Source organism: Bradyrhizobium sp. KB893862 SZCCT0404 (assembly GCF_018130885.1).
Taxonomy (GTDB): Bacteria; Pseudomonadota; Alphaproteobacteria; order Rhizobiales; family Xanthobacteraceae; genus Bradyrhizobium; species Bradyrhizobium stylosanthis.
This window is the reverse complement of sequence record NZ_JAFCLT010000005.1, coordinates 345762-365069: the sequence shown is the minus strand read 5'-3', so window position 1 is coordinate 365069 and position 19308 is coordinate 345762. Positions and strand designations below refer to the sequence as shown.

The 19308-nt window shown below is 65.9% G+C and carries 16 protein-coding genes and 1 tRNA gene; 2 read left to right on the top strand and 15 right to left on the bottom strand.

Features of this window, described 5'->3' with window-relative positions:
• Window positions 1-156: 156 nt before the first annotated feature.
• The 10 genes from JQ617_RS22365 to JQ617_RS22320 form a co-directional block, all read right to left on the bottom strand.
• Window positions 157-3273, bottom strand: coding sequence for an autotransporter outer membrane beta-barrel domain-containing protein (locus tag JQ617_RS22365; protein ID WP_212028157.1), 3117 nt, complete (start codon window positions 3271-3273; stop codon window positions 157-159).
• Between the two features lie 793 nt (window positions 3274-4066).
• A complete protein-coding gene (locus JQ617_RS22360) occupies window positions 4067-5179 on the bottom strand; it encodes a tetratricopeptide repeat protein (RefSeq protein ID WP_212028156.1) in 1113 nt (370 codons plus the stop codon).
• A 137-nt stretch (window positions 5180-5316) separates the two neighbouring features.
• Window positions 5317-5778 carry a PTS IIA-like nitrogen regulatory protein PtsN gene (gene ptsN / locus JQ617_RS22355; RefSeq protein ID WP_063681444.1) on the bottom strand — a complete coding sequence of 154 codons (462 nt, stop codon included), beginning with the start codon at window positions 5776-5778 and terminating at the stop codon, window positions 5317-5319.
• Window positions 5779-6010: 232 nt separating this feature from the next.
• The gene (hpf, locus tag JQ617_RS22350; protein WP_063685693.1) at window positions 6011-6622 is read right to left on the bottom strand and encodes a ribosome hibernation-promoting factor, HPF/YfiA family; all 612 of its coding nucleotides are present in this window, start codon (window positions 6620-6622) and stop codon (window positions 6011-6013) included.
• A gap of 168 nt (window positions 6623-6790) precedes the next feature.
• Window positions 6791-8416 carry an RNA polymerase factor sigma-54 gene (rpoN, locus tag JQ617_RS22345; RefSeq protein ID WP_212028155.1) on the bottom strand — a complete coding sequence of 542 codons (1626 nt, stop codon included), beginning with the start codon at window positions 8414-8416 and terminating at the stop codon, window positions 6791-6793.
• An 89-nt stretch (window positions 8417-8505) separates the two neighbouring features.
• Complete coding sequence (lptB, locus tag JQ617_RS22340) at window positions 8506-9528, bottom strand: LPS export ABC transporter ATP-binding protein (RefSeq protein WP_212028154.1); 1023 nt, start codon at window positions 9526-9528, stop codon at window positions 8506-8508.
• Between the two features lie 210 nt (window positions 9529-9738).
• A complete protein-coding gene (locus tag JQ617_RS22335; RefSeq protein ID WP_212028153.1) occupies window positions 9739-10479 on the bottom strand; it encodes an LptA/OstA family protein in 741 nt (246 codons plus the stop codon).
• Window positions 10480-10484: 5 nt separating this feature from the next.
• Complete coding sequence (lptC, locus tag JQ617_RS22330) at window positions 10485-11216, bottom strand: LPS export ABC transporter periplasmic protein LptC (RefSeq protein WP_212028152.1); 732 nt, start codon at window positions 11214-11216, stop codon at window positions 10485-10487.
• 143 nt (window positions 11217-11359) lie between these two features.
• Window positions 11360-11974 (bottom strand): ribonuclease D, encoded by a 615-nt coding sequence (locus JQ617_RS22325; protein ID WP_145657532.1) that lies wholly within the window; start codon window positions 11972-11974, stop codon window positions 11360-11362.
• Window positions 11975-12075: 101 nt separating this feature from the next.
• Window positions 12076-13401, bottom strand: a complete 1326-nt coding sequence (locus JQ617_RS22320) for a UbiA family prenyltransferase (RefSeq protein ID WP_212028151.1) — start codon at window positions 13399-13401, stop codon at window positions 12076-12078.
• A gap of 278 nt (window positions 13402-13679) precedes the next feature.
• Here JQ617_RS22320 and JQ617_RS22315 point away from each other — a divergent pair, with 278 nt between their 5' ends.
• Entirely contained in the window at window positions 13680-14951 is a 1272-nt protein-coding gene (locus JQ617_RS22315; protein WP_212028150.1) for an MFS transporter, read from the top strand.
• A 33-nt stretch (window positions 14952-14984) separates the two neighbouring features.
• Here the strand turns inward: JQ617_RS22315 and JQ617_RS22310 are convergent, their stop codons facing one another.
• The 3 genes from JQ617_RS22310 to JQ617_RS22300 form a co-directional block, all read right to left on the bottom strand.
• On the bottom strand, window positions 14985-15278 hold the full coding sequence (locus JQ617_RS22310; protein ID WP_212028149.1) for a type II toxin-antitoxin system RelE/ParE family toxin: 294 nt from the start codon (window positions 15276-15278) through the stop codon (window positions 14985-14987).
• Window positions 15279-15488: an addiction module protein gene (locus JQ617_RS22305; RefSeq protein WP_212028148.1), complete on the bottom strand. Its 210-nt coding sequence runs from the start codon at window positions 15486-15488 to the stop codon at window positions 15279-15281.
• Between the two features lie 230 nt (window positions 15489-15718).
• Window positions 15719-15805, bottom strand: a tRNA-Leu gene (locus tag JQ617_RS22300).
• A gap of 149 nt (window positions 15806-15954) precedes the next feature.
• On the opposite strand from JQ617_RS22300, the gene JQ617_RS22295 reads away from it, so the two are divergent.
• Entirely contained in the window at window positions 15955-16920 is a 966-nt protein-coding gene (locus JQ617_RS22295; RefSeq protein WP_212028147.1) for a complex I NDUFA9 subunit family protein, read from the top strand.
• 155 nt (window positions 16921-17075) lie between these two features.
• Here JQ617_RS22295 and JQ617_RS22290 read toward each other — a convergent pair whose 3' ends face one another.
• Together JQ617_RS22290 and JQ617_RS22285 are read right to left on the bottom strand one after the other, a co-directional pair.
• On the bottom strand, window positions 17076-17816 hold the full coding sequence (locus JQ617_RS22290) for an SDR family oxidoreductase (protein WP_212028146.1): 741 nt from the start codon (window positions 17814-17816) through the stop codon (window positions 17076-17078).
• A gap of 3 nt (window positions 17817-17819) precedes the next feature.
• Window positions 17820-19145: an FAD-binding oxidoreductase gene (locus tag JQ617_RS22285; RefSeq protein WP_212028145.1), complete on the bottom strand. Its 1326-nt coding sequence runs from the start codon at window positions 19143-19145 to the stop codon at window positions 17820-17822.
• Between the last annotated feature and the right edge of the window lie 163 nt (window positions 19146-19308).

The window sequence follows — 19308 nt, the reverse complement described above, 5'->3', positions numbered from 1 at the left end:
CGCGGATCGCATCATTGGAATTTTGGCGGGCATGCCTTCACACGAAGGCGTGCCCGTTTTGTTTTGTAAGATGAAGGCTCCGCGTCGTCATTGCGAGGCTATCGCGTCCTCAGCTCTCGTGTCCCGGACGCGACGCAGCGCGATGCGCCGCCGCTCTCACCACGCGTAGCGCACCACGCCCTTGCCGGCGTAGCTGCGCGTGACGTTCGAGAACTCGCCTTCGAACGTGCCGGCCGCGGACCAGCCGGTCGCCCACTTCTTTTCAACCGACGCCGTGACGAGCGCCGAGTCGGCGGCTTGCGCCGCGCCATTGACGACGAAGCTCGAACCGGGCAGCGCCTGGAAGGTCGCGCCGATCGCGCGATCGGGATTGAAATCGTGGGCCCAGGCGAGGCGGCCGCGCAGGGTGGCGATGCCGTCGGCCATGGCGAAGGACTTGTCGGTGCGCAGGCCTAGCTCGCTGCGGGTGTCGGTGACGCTCTTCGAGGCGTAGCTCAGGGCGAAGGTGTTATTGCCGGTCACCGCCTGCTCCGCATAGGCGGGCAGATCGAACGTGGTGAATTGGGCTGCCGCGTAAGGCGTGAGGCCGACGCCGCCGATCACGGGGGCGACGAAGCGATAGCCACCTTCCAGCCGGCCGGAATACGCATTCGCGTTGAAGCGCGCCTGGAGATGATCGAGGCCTGCGATGGTGACATTGCGATCGGTGGTGATGTCCTGCCAGCCATAGGCGAGCGCGCCCGTGACATAGGCCGCACCTGCATTGTGGCGCACGAAGGCGCCGGCCTGGAACAGGTCGGAGCGGCCGGTGCCGCCATTTGCCACCGAGAAGCTTGTGCCACCGCCGGCGAGCGCGAAGCCGGCCACGGTGTTCGGCGAGAACCAGTAATCGGCGCCCGCGGTCGCGCCCGCGATGCGGCTGGTGGCGGCGTTGGAGCCGAGCGTCGCGTTGCCGTCGGTGGTCTGCGAGCCGCCGAAGCCGGCCGCCCACACATTCCAGCGCTGTTCGAAGGACTGCACCGGAGCTTTACGATAGATCGCGGCGTAGGCGTCACGCTCGGCGCCGGTACGCTTGCGGCCGCCGGCATAGGCGAGCGCGTCGCTGTCGTCAGCCGCATAACCCGTCGCGCCACTGGGCGAGCGCGGATCGTCGCGTCCGGCCACGAACGGATCGGTCAACAGGCCCAGGAACATGTTCATCGCATTGAACGTGGTCTGCTGTGTGCCGGTCGCGGTCTCGCCCGAGACCTGCGTCAGCGCATTGAGCAGAGGGGTGCCCGAAAGCGCGAAAAGCGCATTGAAGCTGGCCGGCATCGCAGCGCCGCCGAGCAGCGCACCGTCGATTCCGGCCGCGACGTTCCGCTGATTGATGTTGGCATTGCCCGGCAGCGAGGACGAGAGCGTGCCGGCATCAAGCGTCAGCAGCACGTCGTTGCCGACATAGCTCAGCCGCGCGTTACGGGCAAAGCTGTTGGCGGCGAGGAATTCGGCGCCGGTGAAGCTGCCGCTCACCGTGCCCGCGCTCATGATCGTGTAGGTCGTCGTCGCCGCCACCCGCGTCAGCGGATCCACCACCACCTTGCCATTGATGCTGGCGACGCCCGTGACGATGGTCTTGTCGGAGGTCGCGCCGGAGACCTGCACCAGATAGGTCGAGGCCGCCGTCATGGTCAGGCTCGCTGTGGTCAGCGTGCCGATCGAATTGCCCGGCGCCAGAGTGCCGCCATTGATGGCGACGGCACCGAGAATGCCGTTGCCGCCGAGCGTGCCGCCGGCATTCACCGCGAGGCTGCTGGCCGAGGAAAGATCGCCGTTCACCGCCAGCGTACCGCCGTTCACCGTCACCGGTCCGACATAGGTCGCGGTGCCCGTGAGCGTCCAGTTGGACGACCCCGTCTTGTCGAGCAGCGCCCACCCGGTCGATATCTGGCCGACGTCGAAACTGTTGCTCCCGCTGCCCGCGAAACGGAAGGTGTCCGTGCCGTGGCCGATCGCGAGGCCGACGAGCTTTGCGTTCGACCCGTCCATCACGAGGAGGTTATTGCTGCCGGAACCGAAGCGCACCGCGGTGCCGGTGAGGCCCGTGATGCTGCCGGCATTGATGACCGTCGAGACACCGGCCGTGAGCGTGCTGACCCCACCCACGTTACCGATGATCGTGCCGCTGTTCGCGATCGTGACATTGCCCGTCGAGGAAAATGCTCCAATGCCGACACCGCCGCCACTGTTCCATGTGCGCAAGGTCGCGGCCGATCCGATCGTGACGTTGATGGCGCCGCTGCTCGACCCCACACTGATGGCGTTCGAGCCAGGAAAGTTTGAGCGGACCGTGCCGCCGGTGACGGTCACCGTATTGGTTCCGGCTTGCGTGCTGGCCAACACGCCTTCGCCAGCGCTCGACGTCACGTCCCTGGAGATGGTCACGGTCGACGTGCCCGCACCAGCAACCGACGTCACGATGGCAATCCCGCCGGAGGAGATGACGCCGTCACGTGCAATCACGATATTGCCGTTGCCGCCGGACGCCGTCGCGTGAATGCCCTGGCCGCCCGCGGTGATCGCGCCGCTTCCGGTCACCGTCACGTCGCCGCCACCGCTTGCTGCCGCGCTGATGCCGAGGCCCGACGTCACGCTGCCGCTGCCGCTGACGGTCACGCTGCCGGTACCGCTGGTCGCAGCGTCAATGCCGGTGCCTCCGGCGCCGGTAGTCACGCTGCCGTCGCTCGTGACAAGCACGGAGCCGCTGCCTGTATTGGAGGCACTGAGCGCCGTGCCAGCGGCCGTGTTGATGACGCTGCCGCTGCCCGAGTAGCTGACGGCCCCGCCGTTGCCGACAAGGCCGATTGCGGAGACAGCCGCCTGGTTCGTCGTCACGACGCCGCTGTTGGTCATCGTGATGGCCCGGCCGGAGCCGGTCGGAGCAAGCTGAAGACCGAACCCGTTGACGGTGGTGCTGGCGGTCACGGTGCCGATCATATCGGCATTGAACGATTGCACCCGGTCGTTGGTCGCGGCGTTCGGGCTGGTGCTGTTGGTTGTATTCGCGGTCGTGATCGTGCCGCCGGGCGCGTCGCATAGCACGGTGACCGGGCTGGAGCCGCTGGTCGAGCAGGATTGCGCCAGCGCGCGCCCCGGATGGCCGGCGATTACCGCAACGAACACGCCCGCGACGGCCGTGCTCGCAAGCAACGAGCCACGCCGTTTCGGCGCATCAAGATCGATCGGCGATGAAAGGACGCGCGGCACACCCTGCGCCGGACTCTGTTTCGACATGCCCCCACCAGCGTTTGTGCCGCCGTATCGGCTGAATATTGGAGGCCTTGCCGGCAGATGACTGGAGATTGCAGGGGGCACGTGGCGCCCGCAAGGTGTGCCACCAGATCCGCTACCAATTCACTTTTTCTGTGTCCGACCGGACACAGTGTTAGCGCCGCGCGCTCGTCCCGGGGGCGGCGCATTCCAGGTGGCGGCCGGTCTTCGCCCTAGCCTCGTGCCGGAGCCTTGGACCCAGCGGGATCGCAAACTCATGGACGGACCATTCAGAATATCCCGGCGAATGCGTCTCCAATCTGGCGGCGATCTACGACCCCTACCGGCGCGCCGACGATGCCTGGCGCTCCGGCGAAGGGTTGCGGCGGGCGGGATTGCCGGAATGAAGGCATGCCCGTTTTCATTTTGACGCGATGACGTTCCCCATCGTCGTTGCGAGCGCAGCGCCTTGTCCGCCGAAGCCTTGGCGAAGGCGGAAGCAATCCAGAGTCTTTCCGCGGCGACAGTCTGGATTGCTTCGTCGCAAGAGCTCCTCGCAATGACGGTGGTGGGATATCCGCGCTCGCAATGACGGAGTGTGAGGCTGCAGCACACTCTGCTCTCGTGTCCCGAACGCGACGCAGCGCGAAGCGATGCGGCGCAGAGCCGGGACCCAGAAAGCAGCACGCTCGATGCGGCGACATGGGCCCCGGCTCTGCAGCGCACCGCTGAAGAAGCGCTGCGCTGCGTCCGGGGCATGAGAGCGGAGAATGTCCGCTCGCAATAAAGACGCTGCAGCGCAGCCCGCGGCACGCCGTCACTTCACAAAGCCAAGCCCTTCGCGCGCCGTGTCGACGGCCCATTTCTCGGTCGGTGGCAGCGCGAGCACGCTGTTGAAGTCCGCGCGCGCATGCTTGTAATCCGACATCAGCATGTAGAGGAGGCCGCGATTGGCCAGCGCGGTCTGGCTTTTTGGATCGAGCCGGATGGCCTCATTGTAGTCGGCGAGCGCGCGGTCGTGCTGTCCGAGGTCGCGAAACACGCCGGCGCGATCGTTATAGGCCTCCGAATCTCGCGGCTGTAGCCGGATCGCTTCGCCGAGATCGGCAAGAGCGCGTTTGTCGTCGCCCTTCCTGTGCAGGACGACGCCTCGAATGCGATAGGCCTTCGGGAAAGACGGCGTCATTCTGGTGACGTCATCCAACTCCCTGATAGTGCCGTCGGTGTCATCCTTGTTCAGGAACACGATGGCCCGGCAATAATGGCCGCCGGCACTTCCAGGCTCGAGACGGACGGCGCTGTCGCAGTCCTCCAGGGCTGCATCGACCTCGCCCTTGTTGAGACGAACATTGCTTCGCAGCTCGTAGGGCCAGGCAGCCGCCGGATTCCGCTGCATCGCCTCGGTGTAATCGGCGGCGGCGCGATCGGCGTCGCCCTTCACCGCATAGACCTGCCCGCGCATCATAAGCGCACGGTAGGCCTGCTTGGGGCTGCGCTCGATGGCCTCGGTGAAGCCGGCGATCGCGAGATCGAAATCGCGGTGATTGAAATATTCCTCGGCGCGCGAGGTGTAGGGCGCGCCATAGTCGGGATCGAGGCGGATGGCCTCGTTGTAGTCGGCCATCGCGCGATCGCGGTCGCCCTTGGCGGAATAGGCGCGGCCGCGGCAATGATAGGCACGCCCGAAGTTCGGATCGATCCGGATCGCAGCACTGCAATCGTCGAAGGCGCGATTCCAGTCCCGCTTGAGATAGTAGGCTTCGCCGCGCAGCTCGTAAGCGGCCGCATTGGCCGGATCGGCCGCGATGATGTCGGTCTTCTCCGCGATGACGCGGTCGTTGGATGCCCCGTCAGCGCGGGCCACCGCCGTGGCGGCGATGGTGACGGAGCAAAGCAGACCGAAAACCCGGCCGATCGAACAGCAATTCATATCTGAAAAATTCCTGCGCCGAATCCTTGAGGTCGCGTCGTGCGCAACCGATCGGGACGTGTGCGAACTCGATCGACAGCGCCCGGCTGCCAATATGTCGCAGACGGCGCGGCGCGGGTTCGAAGGGGCGGGAAGAACTAAGCCGCGGTCGCCGGCGGCAGGGCCAGCACCGAATAGATCGCCTGGGCGTCGCGCGAGGCGCGGAGCTTCTTGGCGATGTCCTGGTCGCGCAAGAGGCGCGCAATGCGGGCGAGCGCCTTGAGGTGATCGGCGCCGGCGCCTTCGGGGGCGAGCAGCAGGAAGACGAGATCGACCGGCTGGCCGTCCATCGCCTCGAAATCGATCGGGCGATCGAGGCGCGCGAACAGGCCGAAGATCTTTTCCAGCTTGGGCAGCTTGCCGTGGGGGATGGCGACGCCGTAGCCGACCGCGGTGGTGCCGAGCTTCTCACGCTGCAGCAGCACCTCGAACACCGCACGCTCGTTCTGGCCGGTGAGCTCGGCAGCCTTGGCTGCCAATTCCTGGAGCGCCTGCTTCTTGCTGTTGACCTTCAATGCCGGAAGTATCGCCTCGGGGGCGACCAGATCGGTAATCGGCATGGAAGTGTTCCGAGGTGAATTAAACCGTCAGGTTCCGAATTGGCCTGCTCGGTTGAACCGAGCGCGGCCGGCGTCAAGAAGGTGAAGCAGGAGCGGGACTTAGCCCAAGTCCCGCTTACATCCTGATGTGGGGCGCTTCTACTCCAACGCAATCCCGGTGCCAACTCCTGCGTGCGGCTTTGCCCCGGTCATTGTTAAGGCCTGCGGGTCGTACGGGGGCCGGGTTTCGGCCCTAGCCGCCCGCCTTGCCGTCCGGTTTGGCCCCCGGCGGGTCGATCCAGCCCACATTGCCGTCGGCCCGGCGGTAGATGATGTTCACCCGGCCGCTGGAGCCATGCTGGAACACCAGGCAGGGCGCGCCGCTGAGGTCGAGTTCCATGACGGCCTCGCTCACCGACATCTGCCTCAGGGAGGTGGTGGCCTCGGCGATGATCACGGGGCTGTAGCCGGTGACCTCCTCCTCGTCCTCCCCCTCGCCCGGGGCTTCGAGCACATAGGCCGTGGCATCGAGCGCGGCCAGCGCCGCACTGGCGACATGGGCCTTGCGGGCCGAGCGGTCCTTGAGGCGGCTCTTGTAACGCTTGAGGCGCTTCTCGATCATGATCAGCGCCTGATCGGCGCTGGCATAGGCGTCCGGCGCATTCGAATCGGCCTCCAGCGTAATGCCGGAGTCCAGATGCAGCGCGCAGTCGGTGCGGAAGCCGAAGCCGTCCTTGCTGAGCGTGATGTGGCCTGAATAATTGCCGTCGAAATACTTGCGCAGGACCTCTTCAGTCCGGTCGGTCACGCGGCCGCGCAGGGCCTCGCCGACACTGACGCTCTTGCCCGAAATCCGAAGAGTCATGTGATGCCTCGCTTGGTTTGCACCCGGCCATGATGACACGTCATCGCGGCCGGGGTTGTTCCCTGCGCATGATCTTTTCGGAAAACCACTATGCGCTTTTCCGGATCATGCGCGTGCTTGGATCGGTCGTAGGGGGAGTGAGAGTAGCGCGATTTGGCGCCAGCGCAATCAGGCCGGTTCGGTGTTGCGGGAGCGGTCGGACATGGCGGTCGAGAGGACGTTACCAAGGGCGCTCTGCTTGTCGCGGCGGCGTTGCACCGAGGATGGAATGCGCATGGCTTCGCGGTACTTCGCGACCGTGCGGCGGGCAATATCAATGCCCGAAGCGCGCAAGCGTTCCACGATCGTATCATCGGACAGGATCGCGGAGGGCTCCTCCGAATCGATCAGCTGCTTGATGTGGTGGCGCACGGCTTCGGCCGAATGCGCCTCGCCGCCGTCGGCCGAGGCGATCGAGGCCGTGAAGAAATATTTCAACTCGAATGTGCCGCGATTTGTCGCCATGTACTTGTTGGCGGTGACGCGCGACACCGTGGATTCATGCATCTGGATGGCGTCGGCGACGGCCTTCAGATTCAGCGGCCGCAGATGCGCGACGCCGTGGGTGAAGAAGCCGTCCTGCTGGCGCACGATCTCGGTTGCAACTTTCAGGATGGTGCGGGCGCGCTGGTCGAGCGCGCGCACCAGCCACGTCGCGTTCTGCAGCGCGTCGGTGAAATAGGACTTGTCGCCGTCCTTGCCGATCTTCTTCGACAGCTCGGAATAGTAGGTCTGGTTGACCAGCACGCGCGGCAAGGTGTCGCTGTTGAGCTCGACATGCCAGCCGCCGTCCGGACCCGGACGGACATAGACGTCGGGCACCATGGTCTGCAGCCGCGCCGAGCCGAACTTCATGCCGGGCTTGGGATTGAGACGGCGGATCTCGCCGATCATGTCGGCGATGTCCTCGTCGTCCACGCCGCAGAGCTTGCGCAGGGACGCGATGTCGCGCTTGGCGAGAAGATCGAGATGCTCGACCAGGGCCTGCATGGCCGGGTCGTAACGGTCGAGTTCGCGCAGCTGGATCGCCAGGCATTCGCTCAAATTGCGCGCGCAGACGCCGGGCGGATCGAATTTTTGCAGCACGGCGAGGACGTCCTCGACGTCCTTCTGCGACGCGCCAAGGCGCTCGGCGGCCTGGCCGAGATCCGGCGGCAGATAGCCGGCCTCGTCGACGAGGTCGATGAGGTACTGGCCGATCATGCGCTGCGCGGGCGCGGTGAAGGCGACCGAAAGCTGCTCGGCGAGATGGTCCGACAGCGTGGTCTCGGCAGCGACGAAGGCCTCGAGATTGTAGTCTTCATCGCCGGAGGCGCCGCCGCCCCATTCGGTATAGGTGGTCGGGGCCGCGTCCTGGGCGTTGCGCGCCGCGGCCTCGGCCGGCTCCTCGGAGAAGACGTTGTCCAGGCCCGTGTCCAGGGTCTGCTCGATCTCGGCGCGGGTGCCGAGATCCTTGCTCATCCATTCTTCCTGGCCCGGCTCGAAGGCATCGGCCGTGCCGCTGAAGCCGTCATCGCCCCCCTGACTGCCTGAATCTTCGCCATCGTGATCGCTGAACTGGCCGGCCTCGGCCTGGGCCTCCACGGGGGCCTCGTCGCTGGCCCGTTCCAGCAGGGGGTTACGCTCGAGTTCCTCCTCGACGAAGGTCGTGAGATCGAGATTCGACAGCTGCAGCAGCTTGATCGCCTGCATCAGCTGCGGCGTCATGACCAGCGACTGCGATTGCCGGAACTCTAATCTCTGCGTAAGCGCCATCTAACAAGAACCGTTCCCGAAATTGGTCCGATTCTTGCTTATCTTAGTCCCGGGCCGATGTACACGGCTTGACGAAACCGAAAAAAGGGCTAGAGGCGGAATTCCTCGCCAAGGTAAAGGCGGCGAACGTCGGGATCGGCGACGATCTCTTCCGGGGTACCCTCGGTCAATATCTCACCGGCATAGACGATATAGGCGCGATCGGTCAGGCCGAGCGTCTCGCGCACATTGTGGTCGGTGATGAGCACGCCGATGCCGCGATTGGTGAGATGGCGGACCAGATCCTGAATGTCGCCGACCGCGATCGGATCGATGCCGGCGAAGGGTTCGTCCAGCAGCATGTAGTTCGGCCGCGTCGCCAGCGCGCGCGCGATCTCGACGCGGCGGCGCTCGCCGCCCGACAGCGCGATCGACGGTGATTTCCGCAGGCGCGTGATGTTGAACTCGTCGAGCAGCGAGTCGAGCTGCTGCTCGCGCTTCTTGCGCGAGGGCTCGACCACTTCGAGCACGGCACGGATGTTCTGCTCGACCGTGAGGCCGCGGAAGATCGAGGCTTCCTGCGGCAGATAGCCGATGCCGAGCCGCGCGCGCTGATACATCGGCAGCTTGGTGACGTCGTGGCCGTCGAGCTCGATCGCGCCGCGATCGGCCTTGATCAGGCCGGTGATCATGTAGAACACGGTGGTCTTGCCGGCACCGTTGGGGCCGAGCAGCCCGACCGCCTCGCCGCGGCGCACATAGATGCTGACGCCGCGCACGACCTGGCGGCTGCCGAAGGCCTTTTCCACGCTATGCACAGCCAGGTAGCCCGGCCGCTTCAAGAGCTGCGGCCCGCCGGCGCCGTTCGGCCTTGCCGCGGCCCTGACCGGATGGACCGCCTGGGCCCGCGGCGGCTCGGGCTGGTAGTCGACCTGATAGTCGTCTTGATAGCCGCCCTGATACTGGTCGGGCGCATGCATCGGCTGGTCGCGGGCAATCGGCGGCGCATCCCGCACCGGGCTCGCCACGAGGCCGCCGACGCTGTCACCGAGTGTGGTGATGTCCTGACGCGCAAATCCTGGCCGGCCGCGCTTGGCGGGGCGCCGACGGAACATGCTGAAGAGATCGACCATCCCCGCCTTCTAACCTTTCGCGGCATTCGCGCGATCTGCCGCCCCGGCTTTGCGATTCGCCGACGCAGCATGAATGAAGGGATGTCTCATGCCCAATGAAACACGCCCGGTAAGCGGCGGACCCCGCTTCGAAAGCCCTGCGCGCTAGATACAGTCTCGCCGGGCAAGCTTCAACCTCGGATCGGGAGCATCCGCAACAAGTCCTTGAAGTTACTTCGGTTTACTTGCGCCGGGCAGCTGCAGAGGCGACCCCGCGGCAGGCTTGCCGCCCGGCCCGCCGGAGCCGCAATCATTGTTGCCGCCCTGCGGCAGCAGGGCCTGCACCCGGCCGCTGTCGGATTCCACGCGCGACACGCCCGTGGTCATGTCGACCATCAGACGGTCGCCGCGCAGCACGTTCTTGCACTGCGTCAGGACCACCTGGCCGGCCGGGCCGCCGCCGAGCATGGTGATGAGGTTGGTCTTGGTGTCGAACACGGCGGTCTCGCCGGTCACCACCTGGTCCTTCTGGGTGACGACGACATTGCCGCGCGCCTCCAGCCGCTTGATCGACGAGGCGCCGCCGGGACCCGGTGTCGCCGACTGCATCGGCGCTCCCTTGGCGCTGGCGCCCTTCGCCGCCGGCTGCGGCGCGGCCGGCTTGTCGCCACCGCCGGATTCGTAGAACACCACCAGCGTCTTCGAGGTCATGGTGGTGTCGCCCTGCACGACCTTCACATTGCCGGCGAAGGTCGCTTCCTTTTTCTTGTCGCGCATCTCGAGCGATGCGGCCTCGATCTGGATCGGCTGATCGCGGTTCTGCGAGAAACCCTGCATCGCGTTCGGCACGCCCTGCATCGTGCTCTGCGCGATCGCGGCACCGCCGGCGAGCAACGCGACGCCGAAGGCCAGCGCGGCCGCACCGATGATGGCGCGCCGCTTGTCGTCGTTGCGCGGAAAAAGACCGATCATGAAAATCACTTTGAATTGGCAGACTTGTTCTGGGGCGTACGTGTCTTCACGGGCGCAGGCTCAGGCGGCGCGGGCTGAGGCGCGGCGCCGTCGTCCAGCTTGTCGAGATGCATCACCACATTGCCTTCGAAGCGGATGAGATCGCCGCCTTCCGTGATGCGCAGGCGATCCGCGGTCAGCGTGCCGTTGGTCAGCTTGACGTCGACACGCTCGTCCGAGGAGACCGTGCCCTTGCCCATGTCGACGAAGGCCGAGTTCAGCCGCGCCTCATAGCCGGTCGAGGTGCGCAGGAAGATGTCCTTGTGCAGGTCGAGCTGCTGCTGCTTGTTGTCGAAGCGGCCGTTGCGGGCATCGAGGAAGAGGGTGGACTGATCCTCCATCAGCACCTTCGCGCGCAGATCGTGGAGATCGACATGATCGGGGTCGGTGATGTCCTGCGTTGCGGTCTTGGCCCAGAGCTCGTAGGGCCGCCGGTCCGGCGTGTAACCGGCAAGGTGCGGCGATTCCATGGTGATCTTGGTGCCCGACACCACCAGGTTTCCGGAATCGAGCGGCAGCTTCGGCATGATCATGCGGAACGGATTGAAGATCGAGACGCCGACGATGACGGCCAGGGACATCAGCACCGCGCCGGGAACTGCGACGCGCAGAATCCGCACCAGGCGGCTGTGGCGTGCCGCGCTGGCAAACTTCGCCGCAAGCGCGGCGTCGTAGGTGGGATTCTGGGCCGAGTTCACCGCTGCTCCAGCGTGTCGCTAACCTTGTCCAGGCGAAGGCGCCCATTGTACCCGGCGCCGCCGAAATATGCAGCCCGCGACAGGCCGTTACGAAAGTGTCCGAAACGGGGCGGCAGCCTCAGGCTTACCACCGCGCACGGCCTTCACGAATGCGCGAAAATGTCCTCTTCCTCCCAGCCCTGGAGGTCGAGCAGGGCGCGGGTCGGCAGAAACTCGAAACAGGCCTTGGCAAGCGCGGTGCGGCCTTCCCGCACCAGCATGGCGTCGAGCCGCTCGCGCAGGGCATGCAGGTGCAGCACGTCGGAGGCGGCGTAGGCGAGCTGCGGCTCGGTCAGGCTGTCGGAACCCCAGTCGCTGGACTGCTGCTGCTTGGACAGGTCGACATTGAGCACCTCGCGCACGAGGTCCTTCAGGCCGTGGCGGTCGGTGTAGGTGCGGGTCAGGCGCGAGGCAATCTTGGTGCAATAAATCGGCCCGGTCATGACGCCGAAGGTCTGGTACAGCACCGCGACGTCGAACCGCGCGAAATGGAAGATCTTCGTGATGGCGGGATTGGCCAGGAGGGCCTTGAGGTTCGGCGCGTCGGTGTGGCCCTTGGGGATCTGCACCACGTCGGCGCTGCCGTCGCCGGGCGAGAGCTGCACCACGCAGAGCCGGTCACGGTGGGGGTTGAGCCCCATGGTCTCGGTGTCGATCGCCACCGCTCCGGTGTAGCGGGACAGGTCGGGCAGGTCGCCGCGGTGCAGGCGTACGGTCATGGTGTTTCAAAACCTCGGGTCGAATGGGTCTGTCGGCAGAATAGGCTCATTTCGGATTGCCCGCGATGTAACCACTCGGGGCAGGCCACGCAAGCGTCCGCTCAGATCGCGGCCAGCATGATGCAGATCATCGCCGCGACCGCGGTGCGGCTCGGACCGTCACGGAAGGCGTAGATGATCGGATCATCCGGCATCTCGCGGCGATGCGCCATCATCAGGGCGCGGCCGAACCAGTACAGCAGCAGCGGGGTCATCAGCCACAGCAGCCAGGGGCGGCTGTAGAGCGGCGTCACCGCGGTTGATGACACATAGAGCGAGAACACGGTCACCGCGTTCATCGCGCTCGCCGCCGCCATCGCCGCGATGATCTGCAGGTCGGTGACCCTGTAGTCGCGATTGGAGGGATCGGCGAGGCCGGCGCTCTCGCGCATGCTGAGCTCGCTGAAGCGCTTGATCAAAGCGAGCGAGGTGAACACGAACAGCGAGAAGATCAGCAGCCATTCCGACAGCACCACGCCGACGCCGACGGCGCCGGCGACGATACGCAGGCTGTAGAGGCCGGCGAGCGTGACGACGTCGACCAGCATCTTGCGCTTGAGCACGAGCGAATAGGCGATGGTGGTGGCGAGATAGGCGCCGAGCACGCCGAGGAAGAGCGGCGAGATGAAGAGGGAGGCTGCGACCGCGAACAGCCACAGCGCGGGGATCGCAAGCAGCGCGGACGAGATCTTGAGATCACCGGCCGCGAGCGCGCGGTGGCGCTTGGTCGGATGCTGCCGGTCCGCGGCGAGATCGAGCAGATCGTTCATCAGATAGGCGCCGGAGGCGCAGGCCGAGAAGGCCAGGAACGCCAGCAGCGCGTAGCCGAGCGTCGCAAAATTCATCTGGTGCGCGGTCAGCGCCGGCACGAACACCAGCGTGTTCTTGGCGTATTGATAGACCCGCAGCGCCTTCGCCCAGGTCTTGAAACCTGCACGGCTGCTGCTTCGGCTGTCGATGCGTGCGATCGAGGCGCGATCGAACGGCAGGGTGTCGCCGGCTGCGAGATCGGCCGGCGTGACGACGCCGTCGAAGCCGAGATGCGCCGCGATCGCCGCCGCATGACCGGCGAAGCGGCCCGCGACGAGATAGATCTTCTCACCCCGTGCCCGCGCCGCCAGCGCCTGGTTCAGCACATCGGAATCATAGGGCACGTGAGCGTAGTCGATCCTGGCCCGTGCCAGGATCTCGGTGAGCGCCGCCATGCCCGCTTGTCCGCCCGCGCCGAAGCGGGCCAGCATGCGTCCGGGGCTGGAGAACAGTGCCTCCATCAGCAGCTCGGAGCGCAGCAGGGCGCCTTCGAGATCGATCACGAGCGTCCGCGCCGCCGCCACCGTCGCCGACGGCTCGGGCACGCTGGAAACGTACTGCCGGGCAGGCTGCTCCATCCGAAAACGCTCTATTGACCGCGAACCAACCGGCTCCAAGAAGCTGAGAGGACCGGGGAGCAGGGAAATGGACGCCCGCGAGCCTAGGGGGCATTCGCTAAGGGCGGCTTAATTCGGCCGGACGAGGGAGCCGCCCGGGCCGCCGGGCTGTTGCCCGGATCCCACAACCGGGCGGGAGCTTCGTGTTCCGGCACAGCTTTTGGCGTGCGCCCCGTGGACATCGTTCCGGCCCACCCTATCTGCCAATGTCTCTCCCCACTCGCGATGAACCAGGTGCCATGACCGAACGGACGCTCGCCGCGCCTCTCGACGACCAACCGCAAACCCAGCGCGGCTTTTCGCGCTACCAGTCGCTCCTCATCGCGCTGCTGGCGTTCACGCAGTTCACGATCATCCTCGACTTCATCATCATGTCGCCGCTCGGCGCCATCCTGATGCCGGCGCTCGACATCACGGCCGCCCAGTTCGGCGTCGCGGTGTCGGCCTACGCATTCAGCGCGGGGCTTTCAGGCATCCTCGCCGCCGGCTTCGCCGATCGCTTCGACCGCAAGCGGTTGCTGCTCTTCTTCTATGTCGGCTTCACGCTCGGCACCCTGCTCTGCGCCATGGCGCAGAACTACCATGTGCTGCTGATCGGCCGGATCGTCACAGGATTGTTCGGCGGCGTGATCGGCTCGGTGGTGCTGGCCATCATCACCGATTTGTTCGCGCTGCACTTGCGCGGCCGCGTGATGGGCTTCGTGCAAACCGCGTTCGCCGCAAGCCAGGTGCTCGGCATTCCCGCCGGGCTGTTTCTCGCCAATCACTGGAGCTGGCAGGTCTGCTTCGTCGCGATCGTCGGCCTGTCGATCGTCACGATCGCCGTCATCGCCTTCGTGATGGAGCCGGTCGACGCGCATCTGAAGCTGAAGCAGGACCGAAATCCGTTCCGCCATCTGATCGCGACGGTGTTCGAGCCGCGCTACACGCTGGCCTTCGCGGTCACGACGCTGCTCGCGACCGGCGGCTACATGCTGATGCCGTTCTCCAGCGCCTTCACCGTGCACAATCTCGGCATCGACATGCTGCATCTGCCGACGATCTATCTCGTCTCCGGCCTGTTCAGCATCGTCACCGGGCCGCTGGTCGGCCGCGCCAGCGACGCGTTCGGCAAATATCCGACCTTCGTGTTCGGCTGCGCGATGACCGTAATCATGGTGCTGATCTACACCCATCTCGGCCACGTCTCGCTCACGACCGCGATCACCGTCAACGTGCTGATGTTCATCGGCATCTTCTCGCGCATGATCCCGTCGCAGGCGCTGATGTCGGCGATCCCCGACCAGAGCCAGCGCGGCTCCTTCAGCGCGGTCAGCGCCTCGCTGCAGCAGCTCTCCGGCGGCCTCGGCTCGGTGCTCGCCGGCGCGATCATCGCGCAGGCGGCGGACGGCTCGCTGATCCATTTCGACCGGATCGGCTACGTCGTCGTCATGACGACCCTCATCACGCTGGTGATGATGTATTTCGTGCAGAGGGCGGTCGCGGAGCGGGCTGGGAAAAGCGTGGTGTGAGGGGGAGGCCTGACGCTTTAGCGATCCCTGGAGCTACGAGCGGCGTTTCCAAATCAGGGGATCACGACTCGTGTGAAACACCGCAACGACATAGACGGCATCCTGCGTTTCACGAAACACCAGAATGTAGGGGAAACGTCGAAGCAAAGCGCGGCGGGTATTCTTCGAGGTCGGCGGAAACTGCTTTGGATTCTCCGCGACCCGGTTCAGCGCGGCGCGCAAGGCATCGCGAAATTGCGGTACAACATGCGGAGCGTGAGTGTCGTACCAGCGGACGGCATCGGCAAGGTCGGCTCGCGCCGCTTGCGTAAATAGCAGCCGGGCCACTTATCGTGACCGGCGATCAAGCTCGGCTTCAATGTCTTCCCAGGGAACTGCTTCACGGCGGTCCGCATCAAAAGTCGCAAGCCGACGATCGAGCTCGGCTTCCTGCGCCGGGGTCAACCGTACGTCAGCCGCGGAGAGGCTGTCCCAGAGCTCGCCAATGAGGTCGAGCCGTTCCTTCGGCGTCAGGCGACTAATGTCGAGTGTTGCCATCGTCCCGAATCCCTTCGGCCCTTTTGCCAACGAGATCACAATCCTAAAGGGTCCGTCGAGACCAATATCGTTGTCGTCGCGTCCAATGGGAAGAAGGCGTCAGCCGGGCACCGATCGATTCTTGGCGATCGGGTCCGCAACATTGTTGCGCATCAGGCCCTTCAGGGCCGCGTCGGGTGACCGCCCGCTAACCTTGGGATTGCGCCTCGAGGGGCATCCAAAGAGAAAAATGGTGCCCAGGAAAGGACTCGAACCTTCACGGCCGTTAAGCCACTGGCACCTGAAGCCAGCGCGTCTACCAATTCCACCACCTGGGCATGCCGTTTGGGGCACGGAGGCGGTTACTACGGTTCGGTGACGCCGTTGTCAATTCATGCTTGGCCGGTTTTGGCGATGCGGATTGCGCATCGCAAACCGGCCCGGTAGAAGCCTGATATCACGCACTCTTCCTGCAGGATTGGCTCCCATGGCATCGAATCTGGAAACTCTCGTCACGGTTTTCGGCGGATCGGGGTTTTTGGGCCGGAATGTCGTCCGCGCGCTGTGCCGGCGGGACTACCGGGTCCGTGTTGCGGTGCGGCGGCCGGAACTAGCCGGATACCTCCAGCCGTCGGGCAAGGTCGGCCAGGTCCACGTCGTCCAGGCCAATCTGCGCTACCCGGCCTCGGTCGAGGCGGCGCTGCGTGATTCGGACATCGTGATCAACCTGGTGGGCGTGCTGGCCGAGGGCGGAGCGCAGACCTTCGACGCCGTCCAGGCCAAGGGCGCCGAGACCGTCGCCAAGGCGGCCGCGGCGGCCGGGGCGCGCATGATCCACGTCTCCGCGATCGGCGCCGACGCCGAATCGCCCTCGCGCTACGCCAAGGCCAAGGCGGCCGGCGAAGCGGCGGTGCTGGCCGCGGTGCCGTCGGCCACGATCTTCCGCCCCTCCGTGATGTTCGGCCCCGAGGACCAGTTCACCAACCGCTTCGCTGCGCTGGCGCGGATGTCGCCGGTGCTGCCGCTGATCGGCGGCGAGACGAAGATGCAGCCGGTCTATGTCGGCGATGTCGCCACCGCGATCGCCGATGCCGTCGACGGCAAGGCCAAGGCCGGCGCGACCTACGAGCTCGGCGGGCCGGAAGTGCTGACCATGCGCGAGATCATCGAGGCGATCCTGGAAATCACCGACCGCCAGCGCATGCTGGCGCCGCTGCCGTTCGGCCTCGCCCGCTTCCAGGCCAATTTCCTGCAATTCGCCCCCGGCGCGTTCAAGCTGACGCCGGACCAGGTCACGCTGCTCGAGCGCGACAACATCGTGTCGGATGCGGCGAAGGCCGCGGGCCTGACGCTGGACGGCCTCGGCATCACCGCCGATTCGCTGGAAGCGATCGCCCCGCAATATCTCTGGCGTTTCCGTCCGCAGGGCCAATTCCAGCGCAAGAGCGCGTAACGGCCCTTTCTCTCCGCCGTCATGGCCGGGCTTGACCCGGCCATCCGCGTCTTTCTTCGCGACACCAAGAACGTGGATGCCCGGCACAAGGCCGGGCATGACGAGTTCGTAGGGCGAGCGAGGCGAGGGAACGCACAGCCGCCGCGGCTGCGGTCTCAAAACTTCAGCTTCTTGAACACCGCCTCGGGCAGCGTCTTGATGATCAGCATCACCAGACGCCATTTGCCGCTGACATAGACGACGTCGGTTTTCTTCTCGACGGCGGCAAGGATCGCATCGCCCACGACCGGCGCCTCGACGGTGAGCGGGCCGATCAGCTTCATGCCCTCCGTCATCTTCGTGCGCACGAAGCCGGGCTTCACGGTGACGACGTGGACGCCGCCGCGGCTGGCGCGGGCTCGCAAGCCGGACAAGAAAGCGGAGAAGCCGGCCTTGGCCGAGCCGTAGACATAGTTCGAGGCGCGGCCGCGATCGCCGGCGACGGACGACACGCCGACAAGCGTGCCGCTGCCGCGCCCCAGGAATTTTTCCGCGAACAGGCCGAGGATCAGCGACGGTCCCTCGTAATTGGAGCGCATGATCGTGGTGGCGTGCGCGAGATCGCTCTGCGCGCTCTCCTGCGTGCCGAGCAGGCCGACGATCGAGATGACGACGTCGGGCAAGGCCGGAAGGCCGCCGACGAAGCCGTCGAACGACGCCGTGTCGAGCACGTCGAATGTGAATGTGCGCGCCTCGACATTGTAGCGCGCGCGCAGGTCCGCCGCGTCGGGCTCGAGCGCGGCAACGTCGCGGCCTGCGAGGCCGACATCGTAGCCCGCCTTGGCAAAGGCGCGCGCGGCAGCGCGGCCGATATCGGAGGAACCGCCGAGCACCAGAACAGTCTTGCGTGACGTCACGGCCTAGACCTCATCGAACAGGCGTTGGGAAAGTTTCGAGCGGATGACCCCATCGGGATCGAGCGCCTTGCGGATCGCGTTGAAGCGCGACAGAGCGGGATAGCCGGCCTCGAACGTCGCGCGCGACTGGCGCGCGTCCTTGGCAAGGTAAAGCCTTCCACCGGCGGCCACGACCAGGCGGTCGATCTCGTCGAGGAAGTTCAGGATGTCGCCCTTGACCGGGAAATCCAGCGCGAGCGTGTAGCCGGGCAGTGGAAACGACAACAGGCCGTCGCCCTGGCCGAGCTTCTTGAGCACTGCGAGGAAAGAAGCATCGCCGCGCCGGGCGACGCGATCGAGGATCTCGCCGAGCACGGCGCGCGCGCCGTCTTGGGGAATCACGCATTGGTGCTGCAGGAAGCCGCGCCTGCCATAGATGCGGTTCCAGTCGGCGATCGCGTCGAGCGGGAAGAAATACGGATAGAGCGAGACCACATGGCTGGTGCCGGCGCGCCGCGCGCCCATGCGGTAATAGAGCTCGTTGAAGGCGCGGATGCTGGTGCGGTTCAGCGTCATCGACGGCAGATCGATCGGCACGCTGAGGCCCGGCTTCTTGCCGGGGGGAAATGCATCGGCGCCGTCGGCAAGTTCGCCTGTTGCGGCGTGCTCGCCGAGATAGATCAGCGAGCGGCCGAGATTTTGCCCGCGCGCGGCGCAATCGATCCACGCCACCGAATAGGTCGCGGCATCGCCGGCATCGAGCGCGCGCATCGCCGCGTCGAGATCGGATGCGGAGATCACCCGCTCGCGGATCCACCCGGTCTCGACCGGCCGCAGCCGCATCGTCGCCTCCAGGATCACACCGGTGAGGCCCATGCCGCCGACGGTCGCGAAGAAGGCATCGGAATTTTGTTCGCGCGAGATCTCGATGGTCTCGCCCTGCCCGGTGCGCAGCAGGATGCTCTCGACATGGCGGCCGAAGCCGCCCTCGCAATGATGGTTCTTGCCGTGGACATCGGCGGCGATGGCGCCGCCGACCGACACGAAGCGCGTGCCGGGCACGACGAAGGGCAGGAAGCCGCGCGGGCCGAAGGTGTCGATCAAGTCAGCCAGCAGCACGCCGGCTTCGAGACGGATGCGGCCGGTTGCGGGATCGAACCACCTGATGCGGTCGAACCCGGTCATTCCGATCGTCCTGACCGCGCCGATCGCGGCATCGCCATAGGCGCGGCCGTTGCCGCGCGCCACGGAGCCGGCCGCCACGGCCTCGCCCACCGCCTCGAACGAGCGCGGGCGCAGCACGTCGCTATCGACGACCGGGAAACGCCCCCAGCCGCTGACGAGGGTCATGGTTCAGCTCCTGCGCCGGGCGCGCGCCGCCCTGGCCAGGAAACTGCCTACCGGTCAAAAGCTGATATTGCGTTGAGGCTGTCGGCTAGTTTCGGAGAAGTTAACGGCCGGGCGCGGGCGCAAGCCGCGCAGCCCGGATGGAGCGGAGCGCAATCCGGGGCCG